This window comes from Brevundimonas sp. (genome assembly GCF_003248455.1).
Taxonomy (GTDB): Bacteria; Pseudomonadota; Alphaproteobacteria; order Caulobacterales; family Caulobacteraceae; genus Brevundimonas.
The window spans coordinates 15282-32330 of the sequence record NZ_QFNM01000033.1; the positions used below are offsets into that span (position 1 = coordinate 15282).

Sequence of the window (17049 nt, forward strand, 5' to 3'; positions counted from 1 at the left end):
CGTTCGCGGTCTTGCCGATGCGCGCCGGGTCTAACTGGTGGTAAGGCAGGGGGATGGCGCCGACGAATCCCTTCCCCCTCCCCCCCGAAGATCTGACGCCCGAGGCGGCGGCCCAGGAGCTGGCCTGGCTGGCCGGGGAAATAGCCCGTCACGACGCCCTCTACGCCGAGGCCGCGCCTGAGATTTCGGACGCGGACTATGACGCCCTGCGCGCGCGCAACGCCGCCATGGAAGCCGCCTTTCCCGACCTCGTCCGCGCGGATTCGCCGTCGAAAAAGGTGGGCGCCGCCGCCTCCAGCCAGTTCGCGGAGGTGCGGCACGGCGTGCCCATGTTGTCGCTGGACAACGCCTTCGACGAGGGCGAGGTGCGGGACTTCGTGGCCCGGATCGCCCGCTTCCTGAAATTGCCGGCCGACGAACCCATCGTCTTCGTCGCGGAACCCAAGATCGACGGCCTGTCGGCCAATCTGCTCTATATTGACGGCAGGCTGACCATCGGCGCCACGCGCGGCGACGGCCGCACGGGCGAGGATGTCACCGCCAATCTCAAGACCATAGAGGCCGTGCGCCAGACCCTGGCCGGCGACGACTGGCCGAGAAGAATCGAGGTGCGCGGCGAAGTCTATGCGCCGAACGCCGCGTTCGACGCCTTCAATTCGGCGGCGCAAGTCGAGGGTCGCCGCACCTACGCCAATCCCCGAAACTTCGCCGCCGGCTCCCTGCGCCAGAAGGACGCCAGGATCACGGCCAAACGCCCCCTGAACTTCTTCGCCTATGCCTGGGGCGAGCACTCCAGCGACTTCGCCGAAACCCAGTGGGAAGCCCTGCAAAAACTCAAGGCCTGGGGTTTTCCCGTCAACGACCGCTCGCGCCGGGTCCAGGGCGCCGAGGGGCTGATCGAAGTCTATCGCGAATTGGAACGCGACCGCGCGACCCTGGGCTATGACATCGACGGCGTGGTGTACAAGGTCGACCGTATCGACTGGCAGCGCCGTCTAGGCTTCGTCGCCCGCAGTCCGCGCTGGGCCATCGCCCACAAATTCCCCGCCCAGCAGGCGACAACGGTGCTGGAAGGCATCGACATCCAGGTCGGTCGCACCGGCTCCCTGACCCCCGTGGCCCGGCTCCATCCGGTGACGGTGGGCGGGGTCGTGGTTCGCAACGCCACCCTGCACAACGAGGACGAAATCCAGCGCCTCGATGTCCGCATCGGCGACACCGTGCGGCTGCAACGCGCCGGCGACGTGATCCCGCAAATCCTGGGCGTGGTGGCCGATCTGCGACCGGCCGACGCCGTGCCCTACGTCTTTCCCGACCATTGCCCGGTCTGCGGCTCGGAAGCCGTGCGCGAGGGCGACGAGGTCAAGCGTCGCTGCACCGGCGGCCTGATCTGCGACGCCCAGATCGTGGAACGGCTGAAACATTTCGTCGGCCGCCGCGCCTTCGACATCGAAGGCCTGGGCGAGAAACAACTGGTCGCATTTCATGCGCGCGGCTGGATCAAGGAGCCGGCCGACATCTTCCGCCTGGCGCGCGATCAGGCCAAGTTGGCCGAGTTGGCGACCGAGGACGGCTATGGCGAGACCAGCATCCGCAATCTGGTCGCCGGCATCGACGCCCGACGCGTCATTTCGCTGGATCGGTTCCTGTTCGGCCTGGGCGTGCGCGACATCGGCGAACAGACCTCCATCGTCCTGGCTCGCGCTTTCCAAAGCTGGGCGGCGCTGAAGGCCGCCTGCGTTCAGGCCGCAGCGGGCGTTCCGTCCGCGGCCTGGCGCGCCCTGGCCGGAGCCCACGCCGTTTCGCCGCGCGTGCTGGCGCTGATGGCCGAGGCGTCGCCGCCGGCCGCCGATCCCTGGCCCGACGCCACGCTGGACATGAAGATCGCCCAGGCCTTCCCCGGCCTGGCCGCGCCGGCCCGGCGGTCGTTGGCGACGATGGCCGACGACTGGTCCGGCCTGGTCGAACTGGCCCGCGTGGCGCGCCAGGAAGGCCCGTCCGAGATGCTGAACCAGATCGCCGGCGTCACCGGCGTCGGCCCCGTCGCCGCCGAGGCCCTGGCCCACTTCTTCCACGAGCCGCACAATCTGGACGTCGTCGCCGCGCTCGAGGCCGAGTTGACCGAAATCGTCGACGCCGAGCGACCCAAGACCGACACCCCCGTCGCCGGCAAGACGGTGGTCTTCACCGGCGCCCTGGAACGCTTCACCCGCGACGAGGCCAAGGCCCGCGCCGAGAGCCTGGGGGCCAAGGTCTCGGGTTCGGTGTCCAGAAAGACCGACTATCTGGTCGCCGGCCCCGGCGCGGGGTCGAAGCTGAAAGACGCCGAAAAACACGGAGTCCAGGTGCTGACGGAAGACGAATGGCTGGCCCTGATCGGCTGAATTCTACAGCCGCTTGGCGGGCGTTTCGCGCCCTCCCTGATGCAGCACCAGTCCCTCGACGGCGCCGCCAAGGCTGCGCGTGAAGGTGATCTGGGCGTCGAACGCCTTCAGGAAGAAGGCGTCGGGCGCCTCGGCGAACAGTTCGAACGCCTGCTGACCCGTCGCCTGCCCCATCAACCGCCCATCGACGACGCTGACCGTCAGTGTCGCGCCGGGCGCCAGTTGATAGGCGCCGGCATAGGCCGCCAGCACATCAGGCGCGACGGAAATCGCCACATGCTCTCCAGGCAGCACGACCGATCCGCCGCGCGCCAGCGTCATCAGCGAGACCCCGATCTTCTCCGGCGCGGCCCCGTTCAGGTTCCCCAGCACGATCACCGTCAGCCGGTCGTCCAAATCGCGCGCCATGTAGGTGTTGAAGCCCTCGATCCCGCCCGAATGGCTGACGATCACGTCGCCGCCTTCGGTCTTGACCGCCAGCCCCATGGCGTAGCCGTTCCGCTCGGGCGTCGTCAGGACGCGCAGCGACGCCGGGTTCAACAGGCGGCCTTCGAACAGCCCCTGCTCCCACTTCAGCAGATCGCGCGCTGTCGAATACAGGCCGCCCGCCCCCTGCGGCGCGCTCATGTCCACATAGTCGGCGTTGCGCACCCCCTCGTCGGCGGGCGAATACCCCGAGGCCCGGCGCGGCAGGATGGCGTCGTGACTGTCATAGCCGCTATCGGCCATGCCCAGAGGCGCGAACAGGTTGTCGACGACGAAGGCGGCGTAGGACGCGCCGCTGACCGCCTCGATCACCGCCGTCGCCACCACATAGTTGGCGTTGGAATAGGCCCAGCCCTGGCCGGGCTGGAAATCCAGCGGCCGGTCGCGGAACCCCTTCATCAGGGCGGCGGCCGTCGTGGGCTGTCGCTTCAGGGTCTCGTATTCGGGGGCGCGGGTGAAGTCCGGCAGGCCCGCCGTGTGCGTCAGAAGGCGTCGCACCGTGACCTGATCCCACGTTGCTGGCGCATCGGCCAGATAGGCCTTCACCGGCGCATCCAGATCGACCAGGCCCCGCTCGTTCAACAACATCAGGGCGACGGCGGTGAACTGTTTGCTGACCGACGCCAGACGAAACTTGGTGTCGCCGTCGTTCGCCGCATTCCATTCGCGGTTGGCCAGACCATAGCCGCGATCCAGCAGAACCTCGTCCCCACGGGCGACCAGGACAGCGCCGGTGAACGCCCCCTCGTCCACCGAGGCGCGGATCACCTGCTCCATCCGGCCCGTATCCTGAGCCACGGCGACGCCCCCGCCGGCGGTCAAGGCGGCCAGCGCCAGGACGACGGCGCGACCGCCGTCGGTCAGTGTTTTCAGATGCACGTCGATTTCCCCTGTCGGACGTGACGACCACGTCGATGACCAAGAGGCGGACGACGGCGGCGGCGGATGCGTCGCGGCGGATTAGATTTCCGTAATGACCGGTCTGGCGGATCGAACTTGACCTAAGGTCTGGTTTTCATTGGCGATCCCTGCTCATTCAGCCTTGTTTTCAACCGAAAGCGGGATCACCCTGTTGCTCAACGGATCGGCATCGACCGACCGAGACAGGGCCGAAAGAAGGAAACGACCATGAAGATCAAGATTTTGCTGTCCGCCGCCGCTCTGGCCGGAGCGCTCGCCACGCCCGCCTTGGCCGGCGACCCGACCGGCCTGTGGCAGACCCCCACCAACGGCGGCCAGGTGCGCATCGCGCGCTGCGGCCAAGCCCTGTGCGGAACACTGGTGACGTCGGATCACATCCGCGCGGACCCCAACGTCCGGGATCAGCACAACCGCGACGCCGCGCAACGGAACCGCACCCTGCGCAACCTGCCCATGCTGACCGGCTTCACGGGCGGCCCGACGGAATGGCGCAACGGCTCGGTCTATAATCCGGCCGACGGCGGCACTTATCGTGGGACCATCACCATGACGAACGACAACACGCTTCGCCTGCGCGGCTGCATCGTCGCCCCGCTGTGCAAGACCCAGACCTGGACCCGCATCCAGTAGTTCTCGTTTCCCAGACACAGGAAGGGCCCGGCCGGAGCGATCCGACCGGGCCTGTTTCATTTTGGACGCTGCGCCTCAGCGATTGAGGGCCGCGCGCGCCGCCTCGGCATAGCGATGACCGCTGGCCGCCCCCTTGGGGAAGACGGCGTCGATGCGGGCCAGATCTTCCGATGACAGGACCAGATCGGTCGCGGCGACATTCTGCTCCAGAGTCGCGATCCGGCGGGTGCCGGGAATGGGGATCAGGTCGTCGCCCTGGGCCAGCACCCACGCCAGGGCCAGTTGGGCGGCGGTGACGCCCTTGTCGGCGGCGATCGCCTTCACCGCCTCGACCAGGTCCAGGTTCTTCTGGAAGTTCTCGCCCACGAAGCGGGGATTGCTGCGCCGGAAGTCGTCGGCGTCCAGGTCGTCCACGGACTTGATTTCGCCCGACAGGAAGCCGCGCCCCAGCGGGCTGTAGGGCACGAAACCCACGCCCAGTTCGCGGGTCACGGCGAACAATTCATCCTCCGGCTCGCGGCTCCACAGCGAATACTCGGTCTGCAGCGCGGTGATCGGATGGGTCGCATGGGCCTTGCGCAGCGTCTGCGGCGCGGCCTCGGACAGGCCCAGGAAGCGCACCTTGCCCTCCTTGACCAGTTCGGCCATGGCGCCGACCGTGTCTTCGATCGGCGTGTCGGGATCGACGCGATGGAGATAGTAGAGGTCGACGTGATCCACCCCCAGGCGCTTCAGGCTGCCCATGATGGCGCGGCGCACATTTGCGGGGCTGCCGTCGGTCGACAGACGGGAGCGGTCGGCGTTGTAGTTGATGCCGAACTTGGTGGCGATGAAGGCCTGATCCCTGCGATCCTTCAGGGCCTTTCCGACCAGCGCCTCGTTGGTGTGCGGGCCATACATTTCGGCCGTGTCGAACAGGGTGACGCCTAGATCCAGCGCGCGGTGAATGACCGATATGGACTGGGCCTCGTCGGCGCCGCCGTAGAAGGCGCTCATGCCCATGCAGCCCAGGCCGATGGCCGAGACCTCGGGCCCGTTCGGACCCAGCTTGCGCATCTTCATCTGCGCTCTCCTGTCGATGTGGGGGATCGGCGAAGGCGCCGACGATCAGGAGATGGTCGCGGCGGCGGCCGGCTTCAAGCCTGGCCGCGCTTTGCGATGGTACCGCCTCTCAGGCTTGAACTGAGGACCTCCGGTTCCACAAACCGGCGCTCTAACCAACTGAGCTAAGGCGGCCCGCGCATCGCGAGGCGCGTTCTCTACCGGGCCTGACCGATGCGATCAAGCGACTTCGTACGATTTCAACGGGAGATTTCGGACGCCCATGGCGGAAAACAAAACGTCCCGGAGATGGCTCTCCGGGACGTTCCGATTCTTCGCCTTTGACGGCGGTCAACCGAGGTTGAAGGGCACCCGGACGCGGAAGGTCGCATCCTGAGCCGCGCCATCGACGGTCCGCGGGGACAGTTGTCCACGCTGAACCACCCGAATGGCGGCGCGGCCGAAGCCCATGCCGGCGGGTTCTTCCGAAACCACGCGGCAGTTCGCCGGAGAACCGTTGGAGCGCGCAGTGCACTCCACAGTCGCCGATCCGCTGATCTCGCGTTCCAGCGCGCGGGCCGGGAAATCGTCTGCGGTCGGGCGCGGCTGACGCGCCCACTGGACGTTCGTGATCGTCGACGGACGCGGCGGAGCCGGCGGCGCGGGCGGCGGCGGCGGTCCGGGAATGTTCACGGGCGGGCCCGTGTATTCCACCCGGTCTTCTTTCTTCGTCGGCGTGATGTTCACCGGCGGAGGCGGGACGACGTTGGGAACCGGCGCCGGCACGCGCACCTGAAGCTTCGGCGGCGGCGGCTGATCCGTCGGCGGAGGCGGCGGAGGCGGCGGCGGCGGAGGCGGCGGAACCGGCTCGACCAACTCGACCTCGACGGACTCGTCGACGTAGTTGAATTCCTTCAGCTTGAACTTGGACTGCTGCAGGAAAAAGATCAGCAGGGCGAACAGGATGGTGACGACCAGAAGGCAGACCAGCAGCACAGGGGTCGGAACCCCCATGAAGCCTTTCTTCTTCGGCGCGTCATACCGACTGCGGTGATAAGTGACGTCTGTCATTGCACCTCGCCCTACTGCGACTGGTCTTCGCCGACCAGGGCGACGCTGTAGAAACCGTTATCCTGCAAGGCGTTCATGACCTGCATGAAATCGCCATAGCGGGTGTTTTGGTCGCCACGAATGAAGATGCGCTCGTCGGCCGGATTGCGGCTTCCGATCTGCTCCTTCAGGTCTTCGCCCAGCGTAGCGGTGCTGGAGCGGAAGTCCCCGACGAAGACGTCGCCGTCGTTCTGGATCGAAATATAAACCGGCTTGGGCGGATTGGGCGCCGGCTTGGCGACTGCAGTAGGAAGTTCCACCGGCACCGACACGGAGGCCAGAGGCGCGGCCACCATGAAGATGATCAGCAGGACCAGCATGATATCAACGAAAGGCGTAACGTTGATATCGCTGTTGGCCTCGATGTGGTACTTTCCACCGCCGCCTGATGAAAGCTTGGCGGCCATCCGTCTTACGCCCCCTTGTCGAGTTGACGCGAGATGCCGTTGATCAGTTCAGCGTTGAAGCCGTCCGCGCGGGTGCCGTAGGCCGAGATGCGGGTGTTGAAGTAGTTGTAGAAGATAACCGCCGGGATGGCCGCGAACAGACCGATGCCGGTGGCCAGCAGGGCTTCGGCGATGCCCGGAGCGACGACGGCCAGGTTGGTCGTGTTGGATTCCGCGATGCCGATGAAGGAGTTCATGATCCCGTAGACGGTGCCGAACAGACCGACGAACGGGCCGGTGGAACCGACCGAGGCCAGGAACTGCTGGCCGCCCGACAGGCGCTTGGCCAGACCGGCTTGGACAGCCGAAACGGCGGCCTGGGCGCGGCCCAGGGCCGAGTCGCGGTGATCGCCCGTGACGGACAGGCCGGCTTGACGCGACAGTTCGATTTCCTCGGTGGCGGCGGCGGCCATGTCGGCCAGCGGGTTGCCGTCGAACTCTTCCGAGGTGGCGACGGCGCGCATGTCGGCGACGGTGCGGGCGCCGCGGAAGGTTTCGAGGAAGTTGTCCGTCTTGCGGTTCAGCGAACCGAACTCGAACAGCTTGATGAGCAGCAGGGTCCACGAGAAGATCGAAGCCAGCAGCAGGCCGGCCATGACGACCTTAACGACGACCGTGGCTTCCATGAACATGGAGATGGGGGTGATGCCGCCGCCGTGTCCGCCGCCGACGGCTTCATTGACGGAAGCCGGGTCGGTTTCGGGGGTCGCCGGGGCGGCGGCCGAAGCGGCGGCCGGGGTCGGCTCGGCCGGAGCCTGGGCCAGAACCGGCGAGCTCGCCATCAGCGCGGCTGCGCCGGCCATAGCGAGAAGGATGTTCGTCTTTTTGCTGTTCAGCATAGTTCGCCAGTTCCTGCTTGGTCTGACTCGTGGAACCAAAGGTGCGGCCATAGTCAGCGACCGCTCCCCAACCTGAAAATGTTTCCTTCAGCGCACCCCGTCCCATCGGGATCGAAGTCCGCTGAAATCTTCGGTGGAGGCCGATGCGGTCGCCCGCGCCGCCTCCGATAAACTGACTGAGAAAGAGAGCCTCTTTCACGATCCGCATTAACGCCTTCGTGCGAAGGCGTCTCAACCCCTTTGACGAACCCTTACCGGAGCGTCAAGGGACAAGGACGGCTTTTCACCCGACTAGCGCCGGGGAGAAAAGTTTCGCGCGACGCCGCGATTGAAGCGTCGCCGCGCGACATTTTGATGAAGATTGCGCGTCGGATGGAGAAACTTGTTCGAAAACACGATTTGACGCCGGTTTCTTTCGAGAAACGCCCATATCGTGACAGATCGTCCCTCGGCATGCACCAATGGACGCGTGCAGGCGGTTGCGAAGGCCGCAACCGTGCAAGTGAAACGGTCATAAATGTCGAAAATAAAAGATGGTGCCTGGAGGCGGATTCGAACCACCGACACGCGGATTTTCAATCCGCTGCTCTACCAACTGAGCTATCCAGGCGCCGACGCGGCGTCGCGAGAGGCGGGTCTATAGGGGAGGCTTTTGCGCCTGTCCAGCGCCCAATCCGTTTTCGACATCCTCGTCCGCGCTGTCGTCCAGGGCGGCGGGAATGGCGTAGGCGCCGCTGAACCAACGCTGGAGATCCACCTCCGAACACCGGCGCGAGCAGAAGGGTCGGTATTTCGGATCGGCCTCGGCCTTGTGGCAGATGGGGCAGGTCGCCATAGCTCAACTCTCTTCGATGCGACCGCGTCCGGCGGGCGCGGCGACATCGGCCAGAACCAGGGCGCGCGGTCCCAGGCGGGACGCCAGGGGGGCGACAAGGGCCGCCTCATCCGGCGCGCAACGTACAACGATCCGCGGCGTCGTGGTGTCCGACATCATATGCCGTCTCAACCGGCGGACCAAGGACAGGGTGCGCGTCTGAAGCGTAGGCCGGCCATCGGCGTCCAGCAACACCTCCTCCAGCGGCGTCCGGCGCCAGGGCAGGGACAGTTCCAGCAGTCCGAACCGGCTGACGGAGCCGAAGACGGCCTGGCGTTCGTGTGCAAAGGCGGCCCGGGCGGTCTTGGCCTGCGCTTCGGCGTCCTGACCGTCCCCCGCCAGATCGACCACGACAAGCCCGCCCCACCGACGAAGGCCGATCAGCCGCGCGGCCTGTTTCAGCCCCTCGCGATTCGCCGCCGCCCGCCCCTGTTTCGCATCCCGCCCCGGCCTGGGTGCATGGTCGATGTCGACGGCGACCAAGGCGCGCGTGCGCTCCAGCGACAGATCGACGCCGTGCGCGGAAAAGACGTGGGTTCTGGCCAGCGCCTCTTCCTCGGCCTCCATCACCGCATCGACGGCGGCCAAGCCCGTGATCAATTCCGTATCGGGCGCGAGCATGCGCAACTGCGCCGCGACGGTCGACGCGGCTTCCAGCAGACGCGGCGCCCCCTCCCCTGGTCCCAGACGGCGGACGACGGCGCACTTTGCGGCGCGCGGCTCCGCCGTCACGACGACCTCGAGCCTCTGACCCTGGCTCAGTCGATCGTTTCGATTGAAGGGCAGGAAGGCCGGCGCGTCGCCCAGATCGACGAAGGCGCCGCGCAGGCCCGGATTGACCTCGGCGATCCGGCCGATCGAGCGCGCGCCCAACCGCGCCTGGGCCGGGTCGTCGTCGCGCTGAATCAAAAGATGCGTGTATCGCCCGTCGCGCAGGATCGCGCCGCGCGTCTCGCCCGGCGTTTCGTCGAGGAAGACCTCGACCGCGCCGCTCACGGCCGCCAACCGACGCCGTGCAGCAGTTGGACGGTTTCATAGAGCGGCAGGCCCATCACCGAGGGATGACTGCCGACGATGCGCTGGACGAAGGCGCCGGCCGGTCCCTGGATGCCATATCCCCCGGCCTTGCCGCGCCAGTCGCCGGTAGAGACATAGGTCGCGATCTCATGGTCCGACAGCGGCTTGAAGGTGACGCGGGTTTCGTTCACCCGCGACGACAGCCTGCCGTCGCGCACCACGGCGACGCCGGTGAAGACCCGGTGATTGCGGCCGGACAACAGTTTCAGGAAGCGGATCGCCTCCGCCTCGTCGGCCGCCTTCTCCAGAAAGCGCCTTCCGACGGAGACGACGGTGTCGGCGGCGATGACCACGGCCTCGGGCCGCCGGTCGGCGACCACGCGGGCTTTGGACGTCGCCAGACGTTCGGCGAGGCGCGGCGGGGTCTCGCCCTTCAGCGGGGTCTCGTCGATGTCGGCGGGGTCGATGTGGTCAGGCGCGATCCCGACCTGCGCCAGCAGTTCGATGCGGCGCGGGCTGGCCGAGGCCAGCACCAGTTCGGGCCTGCCTGTCGTCACTTACTTGAAGCGGTAGGTGATGCGACCCTTGGTCAGGTCGTAGGGGGTCATTTCGACCAGCACCTTGTCGCCGGCCAGCACGCGGATGCGGTTCTTGCGCATCTTGCCGGCGGTGTGGGCGATGATCTCGTGGTCGTTCTCAAGCGTCACGCGGAAGGTGGCGTTCGGCAGCAGTTCGCTGACGGTGCCGGGAAACTCGAGCAGTTCTTCCTTAGCCATGCGGCCTCTCACGCCCGTTGAATATGCGTTCGACCCCACGCCGGGCGGGCGCGAGGGGCGGAATGGACGGGCCTAATGCCCGAAAACGCAGAGATAGTCGAGGTCAGCCGCGCCGGTAGAGGGCGCACAGCAGCGTAAACAGCCGCCGCGCGGTTTCGTGATCGACCGCGATCTTGCCTTCCAGCCGCGATTCCAGCTGCTCGGCCCCTTCGTTGTGCAGGCCGCGCCGGCCCATGTCGACCGATTCGATCTGGCTGGGCGAAGAGCCGCGAAGCGCCTCGTAATAGCTGTCGCAGATCAGCAGATAGTCTTTCAGCACGCCCTTCAGCGGCGTCAGGCTGATGGCGTAGGTGCGGGTGAAGCCCTGGCCGTCGATGTCGAACACCAGCCGATTGTCCTGAAGCGACAGCTTCAGTCTGTAGGGCCCGCCCGGCGCGCCCAGAGGCTCGAAACTGTTTTTCTCCACCAGATCGAAGATGGCGACGCGCCGCTCGTGCTCGATTTCGGCCGTCGCCGCAGGCAGGGTCGCGGCGTCCAGTTCGACGGAGGCCAGCCTGTGCGGACCGCTCATGCCGCATTTCCTTCGTCCAGTTCGGGCTCGTCCAGATGGGTCGGCTCCGTGCGCGCGGGCCAGCGCTCGGAGATGTCCGTGACCACCGCATCCAAGCATTCCACGTCGATCCGCAGGTCGCCGCCCCCGGCGAACATCAGGATCACCCGGCCGCCAGGCGCCTCGGTCGGCAGGAAGTCCAGCGCCAGCAGCTCCAGCGAGGCGTCGGGGCTGCGCGGCAGGCGTCGGCTCTTGACCGTCAGGACGTCGCCAAACTGCATGGCGCACATCACCCGCGCCCCGCCGCATTCCCAGCAGAACCGGCTGAAGGCGATCGTCAGGGTGCGCGCCTTTTTCTCCCACACGATATCGACCGGCCGCAGGATGGCGTCCTGAAGCGCGGCGGAAATGATCTGCAGATCGTCGGCGTCCTCCGCCAGCAGGCGCAACGGTTCGACCGACGCCTTGACTTCGGGAACGACGCCGTCGATCTCAGTGCTCATCACCCGTCCCCTTTATGCGTCGGATGTCGGCTCCACAGGCGCCGAGTTTTTCCTCCAACCGCTCGAAACCGCGATCCAGATGGTAGACGCGGCCGACCGTCGTCTCGCCCTCTGCGATCAGGCCGGCGATGATCAGGCACATCGAGGCCCGCAGGTCCGTGGCCATCACCTGGGCGCCGTGCAGAACCTCCACGCCCGTGACATGGGCCTCGCCTGCATGGACCGAGATGTCGGCGCCCAGCCGCGCCAACTCCGGCACATGCATGAAGCGGTTCTCGAAAATGGTCTCGCGCACCGTGCTGACGCCCTCGGCCGTGGTCATCAGCGCCATGAACTGGGCCTGCAGATCGGTGGCGAAGCCCGGATAGATGGCCGTCTCGACATCCACGGCCTTCAGCCGCTGTTTCGGATCGCGCTTGATGACGACGCCGTCGACGGTCGGCGACACCTCCACACCGGCTTCGACCATCGTGTCGGTCAGGGCGCCGATCAGTTCGGCCCGGGCCTTGGTCAGGCGCACCTCGCCCCCGGCCATGGCGGCGGCGACGGCGTAGGAGCCCATCTCGATCCGGTCGGGAATCACCGACCAGGTCGCCCCGTTCAGCGAAGAGACGCCTGTGATGGTCAGGACATCGGTGTCGATCCCCTCGATCCTGGCCCCCATCGCCGTCAGACAGTGCGCCAGGTCGCCGATCTCCGGCTCGCGCGCGGCGTGGCGCAGCACGGTCGTTCCCTCGGCCAGCACGGCGGCCAGCAGGGCGTGTTCGGTGGCGCCGACCGAGACGAAGGGAAACTCGATCTCGGCGCCCTTCAGTCCCTTGGGCGCGCGGGCGGTGACATAGCCTTCGTCCAGTTCGATCTCGGCGCCCAGCGCGGTCAGCGCAAGCAGGTGCAGATCGACCGGACGCGCGCCGATGGTGCAGCCGCCGGGGAGCGAGACCTTGGCCTCGCCGGTGCGCGCCAGCAGCGGCCCCAGCACATTGAACGACGCTCGCATCTGGCGAACCAGATCATAGGGGGCGAAGGTCGAGGTCAGCGCCTTGGCGTGAAACAGGCTCTCCTGCCCGTCCGCCCCGTCCCGCTCGGTCACTTCGATTCCGAACTGACGCAGAAGTTGGCCCAGGAACCGCGTGTCCGCCAAACGCGGCATATTGGTCAGCAACAGGGGCTGATCCGTCAGGATCGAGGCGGCCATCAGCTTGATGGCGGAATTCTTGGCGCCGCTGACGGGAATGTCCCCGAAAAGCTGGGCGCCGCCGTGAATGGCGATGCTGTCCATGTGGTCCTTGAAGCGCGCCCGAAGGAAACGCTTCGGGGAGAGGGTTCTGTAGCAAGCCGATGGACGCTTGCCAAAGGCTGGCCGGCGGCGGGCCGATGACTTTCAGTTGCCGCCCTTGGGCGCGACCGCGGTGCGCGCCGGGGCCTTGCGACGTCGCAGATTGGCGCGAAGGGCGGCCGCCAGGCGAATAGCCTTCTCAGCCTTGGCCCGCGCCGCTTCCGACGGGGCGGTTTCGGCGGGGGCGGTCGGGGGCGCCGCATCCGCCCTGGCCGGCGGTTCGACCCGCGGCGGCGCGGCGGCGGCGTCTGGCGGCGTAGCGGCGTCGTGCGGAGAGCGAGTCATGAGCCGCAGAATGCCGCGATCGCCGGCCATGTCCAAACTTTCTTTCGGATCGTCAAAAAGCCGCTTCCCTCCCCGGTAGGGTTTGGCTATACGGCCGCTTCCTCAGTCGGGGCCGCCGTAGCTCAGTGGTAGAGCGCATCCTTGGTAAGGCTGAGGTCGTGGGTTCGATTCCCCCCGGCGGCACCATCTGAGACTTGAAAAGGCCCGGCTTTCGCCGGGCCTTTCGCATTCACGCCGGGCTGATCGCTCGGACCGTCCGATGTTTCAGTCGAAGGCCGACATCCGGTTCCTGAATGGATCGCGCTGGTCGGACTCGCGATCCTTGCTCCAGCTGAAACCCATCGACAGCGACTTGCTGGTCGTATCGCCGCCGTGACCGCGACCGCGCACGCCATAGGGCGCATAGACGTCGGCTCCGACCAGCCCGTATCGGCCGGGGTAGCCGTAGCCATAGCCCCAGGGTTCGTTGCGACCTTCGCGATAGGCCAGGTCCAGCCGCCCGTTCTCCCCGACCGGCATGGAGACCGCCGCGCCGTAGGAGCGGTAGCCGCCGGTGCCGATTCCCGCCTCGACCATGCCGTGCATCTGGCGATCGTCCTGAGGGTCGGGCGCGGGAGCTTCCTCGAAGCTGGCGCCCGGCGTGCGGTTGGAAAGCCAGTTCTGAATCTGCTGTTCGGTGGTCATCCCATGCGGTTGGGCGTCCTGGGCGGTCGGGGCGGCGACGGCGGCCTGCGGCGCGGCGGTCAGGGCCTGGGCCAGGGTCGGGGCGTTGGCCGGCGCGGTCGCCACCACGCCGTCCGGGTCCGTTCCCGGCGCCATCAGGGCCATGCCGGCCAAGAACCCTGCGATCAGCATTTCGCCTCTCCCTTCGACATCATCCTAGCACGGCGAATAAGGCGATGGTCAGGCGTTTCCATCGCCGCGCCCCAGCGGGTCCGGCAACGGGTCCCCTTCCACGATGAAAGACAGCGCCACGGAGTTGATGCAGTAGCGATCGCCCGTCGGCGGCGGGCCGTCGGGGAAGACGTGGCCCTGGTGGCTGCCGCACCGGGCGCACCGGGTCTCGATGCGGACCATGCCATAGCTGGTGTCGCGGACCTGATGGATGTGGGCGGCGTCCACCGGCTCGGTGAAACTTGGCCAGCCCGTGCCGCTTTCGAACTTGGCGCGGCTGCGGAACAGGGGCAAGCCGCATTCGCGGCAACAGAAAACGCCCGCGCGCTTCTCCCCCAACAGGGTTCCGCAAAAGGGCGCCTCGGTGCCGTGCGACAGCAGGACGCGCCTTTCTTCGGGGTTCAGGTCCGCCTCCAGACGCGCCCGCTCCTGGGCGTCGGGCGGCGTCAGATCATAGCCGGAGGGCGAGCGCAGGCTGTCGGCGTGGGGGGCGAGATCGGTCATGGCCTGCAAATGGGAAGGGGCGGGCCGAGGTTCCACCCCCTGCCCGCCCCCTTCGGCTGCCGTCGCGCCGCGACGGCCTACTGGAACAGCCCGCCGACCCAGGCGCGAACAGCGGCTTCGTCGGTCGCGTCGCCGGTATAGGCCAGGCCCTGCGCCGGGGCGAATGGCGCGTCGTTGCCGCGCTGGCGCGTGGTCCAGGCCTTATGGCCATAGCTCAGTTCGGCGTAGTTCGACGGCAGGCGCAGCACGGTCGGCTCGATGAAGATCGAATCCTCGGCCGTGACCGAACCGGCCAGGCGCACGTTCGGCAGGCGCGTCAACAGGTCCAGCGTGTCCAGGCAGCCGCTGGTGCAACCGCCGTCCACCAGGACGACCACCGGCCCCGCGACCGGATTGGGCGCGCCTGTATCCGGCACGGACGGGCGCCCCGGCAGGGTGAAGGTGGCCTGATTTGCGGCCAGGGCGGAATCGAAGGCGGCGACGATGGCCTGGGTTTGTTCGATCACCGGACCCGATTCCGCGACGAAGCGCGGATCGGCCTGCATGCGGGCCAGGGTGTCGACGAACCACTGACGATTGGCGGGGGTGGCGCGGTAGGTGATGGAGCCGGCCTCGGGCTGGCGGCTGACGGTGAACTCGGGCGTCCAGATGCGGTTGGCCAAGCCATAGCCGCGCCCGGTGGCGTTCAGCGACGCCCCGTTCGCCCCGCGCAGGTCGATGACCAGACCCTGCGTTCCGCGAATAGCCGGCAACTGACCCTCGACAGCGGCGAAGAAGGCGTCCCAGTCCGCATCGTCGCCCAGGGTGTGGACATTGATCCACGGGCGGCCGTCCACCGTCTCGACCGACAGCGGATTGGGGCCGGGCATGTAGACGGTGGCGCGATAGGCGGCCTCCAGGCTGGCGGCGTCGGCCGGCTGGGGCTGCATCTGGAAATCGCGGTCGCGGCGGCCGACCTTGAAGGTGCACAGCGAGGGCACGCCGCCGGTGAAGGGGTTGTTGCGGTTCCACAGCAGATAGGGGGCTGTGCGGACGCGGCCGGCCTCGGTGGTCAAGTCGCCTTCCCAGCGATCCAGCCGTTCTTCGGCCAACTGGGCGGCGGTCCTGTCGCCGCACTTGACCAGGGTCGAACCGACAGGAGGCAGGTTTCGCACGCCCGGCTTGGCGTAGGAGACGACATATTCGCCGTTGCGCCAGGCCGTGGTCACGCCCGGCCAGCTGGTGGCGTAGAACGGCCCAAGACCTTCATATGTCGGGCGGATGGCGATGTTCGAATCGCGAAAGCCGTTGGCGTAGTAGCGCATCAGATAGGCGTGGCTGTCGCCGCTGTTGACCTGTCCGACCTTGCCCTTCGCCTCGGCCAGACCGGCGTCGATCCAGTTGCGGAAAGCCTGGCTGGGCGCGCCTGGAATCACGGCGGCGGGATGGTTCGCGGCCAGGGCGTCGTGGGCGGCCTGAAGATCCTGCTGGGCCAGCGCGCGGAAATCCTGGGCCACGGCCGCGCCGGCGGCGACGGTCAGCGACAGAACGGCGGCCGATGCGGCGGCGATCATGCGGTTCATGGAGTCCTCGCAGTCTTCTCGAAGGTAAACGCTCGGCCAGCGTTAAACCTCATGCGTCCCGCGCTTGCCAAGCCCGGTGGACCGGATTTCGCCCCATTGTCCCCCGACATGCGACGATGCGCGCGAGTTCAGAGCGGCGCCTCGGCCGGCGCGACGGGGCCGAACAATCCCACGAAACTGCGCCGCAGCGCCGCATCGGCCTCGTCCAGCGTCGCCAGGACGCCCAGATCGACCAGGCTGGTCACGCCATGTTCCTGGATGCCGCACGGCACGATGCCGCCGAAATGCTCCAGGTTCGGTTCGACGTTCAGGCTGATCCCGTGGAAGCTGACCCACTTGCGCACCTTGACGCCGATGGCCGCGATCTTGTCCTCGCGCGACCAGCCCGGACCCTTGCGCTCCACCCACACGCCGACGCGGCCGGGACGAACGTCGGCCGCCACGCCGAAATCGCCCAGGGCGCCGATCAGCCACAGCTCCAGGCCCCGCACGAAACAGCGCACGTCCCTGCCTCGCCGGTTCATGTCCAGCATCACATAGGCCACCCTCTGGCCCGGCCCGTGATAGGTGAACTGCCCGCCCCTCCCCGTGCGATGAACGGGGAAGCGGTCGGCGTCCAGCAGGTCCTCGTCCTTGGCCGAGACGCCTGCGGTGTAAAGGGGCGGATGTTCCAGCAGCCAGACCATCTCGGCCGCTTCTCCCGCCGCGATCTCGGCGACCCGCGCCTCCATGAAGGCCTCGGCGGCGGCGTAGTCGACATAACTCTGCGACACCGCCCATTCGACGGGGCGGCCGTCGTCGAGACGCAGTTTCTGAATGGACGGGCTTAACGGCTCGGCAAGCATGACGCTTCAATGTGGGCGCCAAGGCGTTTTCGCAAGGGACGCCTCG

At 67.3% G+C, this 17049-nt stretch carries 19 protein-coding genes and 3 tRNA genes; 3 read left to right on the forward strand and 19 right to left on the reverse strand.

Going from position 1 to position 17049, the window contains the following annotated elements:
- Positions 1-53: 53 nt before the first annotated feature.
- Entirely contained in the window at positions 54-2384 is a 2331-nt protein-coding gene (gene ligA, locus DI624_RS12640; protein ID WP_291539083.1) for an NAD-dependent DNA ligase LigA, read from the forward strand.
- Positions 2385-2387: 3 nt separating this feature from the next.
- Here ligA and DI624_RS12645 read toward each other — a convergent pair whose 3' ends face one another.
- Positions 2388-3749 (reverse strand): serine hydrolase, encoded by a 1362-nt coding sequence (locus DI624_RS12645; RefSeq protein ID WP_291539085.1) that lies wholly within the window; start codon positions 3747-3749, stop codon positions 2388-2390.
- Positions 3750-3998: 249 nt separating this feature from the next.
- Here DI624_RS12645 and DI624_RS12650 point away from each other — a divergent pair, with 249 nt between their 5' ends.
- A complete protein-coding gene (locus tag DI624_RS12650) occupies positions 3999-4421 on the forward strand; it encodes a DUF2147 domain-containing protein (protein WP_291539088.1) in 423 nt (140 codons plus the stop codon).
- 75 nt (positions 4422-4496) lie between these two features.
- Here DI624_RS12650 and DI624_RS12655 read toward each other — a convergent pair whose 3' ends face one another.
- The 14 genes from DI624_RS12655 to DI624_RS12720 all read right to left on the reverse strand — a co-directional run bounded on the left by DI624_RS12655 (position 4497) and on the right by DI624_RS12720 (position 13228).
- Entirely contained in the window at positions 4497-5483 is a 987-nt protein-coding gene (locus DI624_RS12655) for an aldo/keto reductase (protein ID WP_291539091.1), read from the reverse strand.
- Between the two features lie 97 nt (positions 5484-5580).
- A tRNA-His gene (locus DI624_RS12660) sits at positions 5581-5657 on the reverse strand.
- A gap of 156 nt (positions 5658-5813) precedes the next feature.
- Entirely contained in the window at positions 5814-6533 is a 720-nt protein-coding gene (locus DI624_RS12665) for an energy transducer TonB (RefSeq protein WP_291539094.1), read from the reverse strand.
- A gap of 11 nt (positions 6534-6544) precedes the next feature.
- Positions 6545-6979 (reverse strand): biopolymer transporter ExbD, encoded by a 435-nt coding sequence (locus DI624_RS12670; protein ID WP_291539096.1) that lies wholly within the window; start codon positions 6977-6979, stop codon positions 6545-6547.
- A 5-nt stretch (positions 6980-6984) separates the two neighbouring features.
- The gene (locus DI624_RS12675) at positions 6985-7857 is read right to left on the reverse strand and encodes a MotA/TolQ/ExbB proton channel family protein (protein ID WP_291539100.1); all 873 of its coding nucleotides are present in this window, start codon (positions 7855-7857) and stop codon (positions 6985-6987) included.
- A gap of 534 nt (positions 7858-8391) precedes the next feature.
- Positions 8392-8467, reverse strand: a tRNA-Phe gene (locus DI624_RS12680).
- A gap of 27 nt (positions 8468-8494) precedes the next feature.
- Positions 8495-8692: a DNA gyrase inhibitor YacG gene (locus DI624_RS12685; protein ID WP_291539103.1), complete on the reverse strand. Its 198-nt coding sequence runs from the start codon at positions 8690-8692 to the stop codon at positions 8495-8497.
- Between the two features lie 3 nt (positions 8693-8695).
- Positions 8696-9727 carry a ribonuclease E/G gene (locus DI624_RS12690; protein ID WP_291539106.1) on the reverse strand — a complete coding sequence of 344 codons (1032 nt, stop codon included), beginning with the start codon at positions 9725-9727 and terminating at the stop codon, positions 8696-8698.
- A complete protein-coding gene (locus tag DI624_RS12695) occupies positions 9724-10305 on the reverse strand; it encodes a nucleoside triphosphate pyrophosphatase (protein WP_291539109.1) in 582 nt (193 codons plus the stop codon). Before DI624_RS12695 ends, DI624_RS12690 begins: the two co-directional genes overlap by 4 nt.
- Positions 10306-10524, reverse strand: coding sequence for a translation initiation factor IF-1 (infA, locus tag DI624_RS12700; protein ID WP_008261544.1), 219 nt, complete (start codon positions 10522-10524; stop codon positions 10306-10308).
- Between the two features lie 103 nt (positions 10525-10627).
- Complete coding sequence (locus DI624_RS12705; protein WP_291539137.1) at positions 10628-11095, reverse strand: UPF0262 family protein; 468 nt, start codon at positions 11093-11095, stop codon at positions 10628-10630.
- A complete protein-coding gene (locus DI624_RS12710; protein WP_291539139.1) occupies positions 11092-11577 on the reverse strand; it encodes a DUF2948 family protein in 486 nt (161 codons plus the stop codon). The genes DI624_RS12705 and DI624_RS12710 overlap by 4 nt, the downstream gene beginning before the upstream one ends.
- Positions 11567-12856 (reverse strand): UDP-N-acetylglucosamine 1-carboxyvinyltransferase, encoded by a 1290-nt coding sequence (gene murA, locus DI624_RS12715; protein ID WP_291539141.1) that lies wholly within the window; start codon positions 12854-12856, stop codon positions 11567-11569. The genes DI624_RS12710 and murA overlap by 11 nt, the downstream gene beginning before the upstream one ends.
- 102 nt (positions 12857-12958) lie before the next feature.
- Positions 12959-13228: a hypothetical protein gene (locus tag DI624_RS12720; protein WP_291539143.1), complete on the reverse strand. Its 270-nt coding sequence runs from the start codon at positions 13226-13228 to the stop codon at positions 12959-12961.
- Positions 13229-13309: 81 nt separating this feature from the next.
- On the opposite strand from DI624_RS12720, the gene DI624_RS12725 reads away from it, so the two are divergent.
- Positions 13310-13384 (forward strand) — tRNA-Thr (locus DI624_RS12725).
- 78 nt (positions 13385-13462) lie between these two features.
- Here the strand turns inward: DI624_RS12725 and DI624_RS12730 are convergent.
- The 4 genes from DI624_RS12730 to lipB form a co-directional block, all read right to left on the reverse strand.
- Positions 13463-14053 carry a hypothetical protein gene (locus tag DI624_RS12730; RefSeq protein ID WP_291539145.1) on the reverse strand — a complete coding sequence of 197 codons (591 nt, stop codon included), beginning with the start codon at positions 14051-14053 and terminating at the stop codon, positions 13463-13465.
- Between the two features lie 48 nt (positions 14054-14101).
- A complete protein-coding gene (msrB, locus tag DI624_RS12735; RefSeq protein ID WP_291539147.1) occupies positions 14102-14596 on the reverse strand; it encodes a peptide-methionine (R)-S-oxide reductase MsrB in 495 nt (164 codons plus the stop codon).
- A gap of 77 nt (positions 14597-14673) precedes the next feature.
- Positions 14674-16158 carry a hypothetical protein gene (locus DI624_RS12740; RefSeq protein ID WP_291539149.1) on the reverse strand — a complete coding sequence of 495 codons (1485 nt, stop codon included), beginning with the start codon at positions 16156-16158 and terminating at the stop codon, positions 14674-14676.
- 128 nt (positions 16159-16286) lie between these two features.
- Complete coding sequence (lipB, locus tag DI624_RS12745; RefSeq protein ID WP_291539152.1) at positions 16287-17003, reverse strand: lipoyl(octanoyl) transferase LipB; 717 nt, start codon at positions 17001-17003, stop codon at positions 16287-16289.
- Between the last annotated feature and the right edge of the window lie 46 nt (positions 17004-17049).

Bases quoted from the DNA above. Each gene is read 5' to 3' on its own strand.
- DI624_RS12720 (WP_291539143.1), bottom strand. From the start codon at position 13,228: ATGGCCGGCGATCGCGGCATTCTGCGGCTCATGACTCGCTCTCCGCAC.
- DI624_RS12730 (WP_291539145.1), bottom strand. From the start codon at position 14,053: ATGCTGATCGCAGGGTTCTTGGCCGGCATGGCCCTGATGGCGCCGGGA.
- msrB (WP_291539147.1), bottom strand. From the start codon at position 14,596: ATGACCGATCTCGCCCCCCACGCCGACAGCCTGCGCTCGCCCTCCGGC.
- DI624_RS12665 (WP_291539094.1), bottom strand. From the start codon at position 6,533: ATGACAGACGTCACTTATCACCGCAGTCGGTATGACGCGCCGAAGAAG.
- DI624_RS12655 (WP_291539091.1), bottom strand. From the start codon at position 5,483: ATGAAGATGCGCAAGCTGGGTCCGAACGGGCCCGAGGTCTCGGCCATC.
- DI624_RS12710 (WP_291539139.1), bottom strand. From the start codon at position 11,577: ATGAGCACTGAGATCGACGGCGTCGTTCCCGAAGTCAAGGCGTCGGTC.
- DI624_RS12740 (WP_291539149.1), bottom strand. From the start codon at position 16,158: ATGAACCGCATGATCGCCGCCGCATCGGCCGCCGTTCTGTCGCTGACC.
- infA (WP_008261544.1), bottom strand. From the start codon at position 10,524: ATGGCTAAGGAAGAACTGCTCGAGTTTCCCGGCACCGTCAGCGAACTG.
- lipB (WP_291539152.1), bottom strand. From the start codon at position 17,003: ATGCTTGCCGAGCCGTTAAGCCCGTCCATTCAGAAACTGCGTCTCGAC.
- murA (WP_291539141.1), bottom strand. From the start codon at position 12,856: ATGGACAGCATCGCCATTCACGGCGGCGCCCAGCTTTTCGGGGACATT.
- DI624_RS12705 (WP_291539137.1), bottom strand. From the start codon at position 11,095: ATGAGCGGTCCGCACAGGCTGGCCTCCGTCGAACTGGACGCCGCGACC.
- DI624_RS12670 (WP_291539096.1), bottom strand. From the start codon at position 6,979: ATGGCCGCCAAGCTTTCATCAGGCGGCGGTGGAAAGTACCACATCGAG.
- DI624_RS12650 (WP_291539088.1), top strand. From the start codon at position 3,999: ATGAAGATCAAGATTTTGCTGTCCGCCGCCGCTCTGGCCGGAGCGCTC.
- DI624_RS12685 (WP_291539103.1), bottom strand. From the start codon at position 8,692: ATGGCGACCTGCCCCATCTGCCACAAGGCCGAGGCCGATCCGAAATAC.
- ligA (WP_291539083.1), top strand. From the start codon at position 54: ATGGCGCCGACGAATCCCTTCCCCCTCCCCCCCGAAGATCTGACGCCC.
- DI624_RS12675 (WP_291539100.1), bottom strand. From the start codon at position 7,857: ATGCTGAACAGCAAAAAGACGAACATCCTTCTCGCTATGGCCGGCGCA.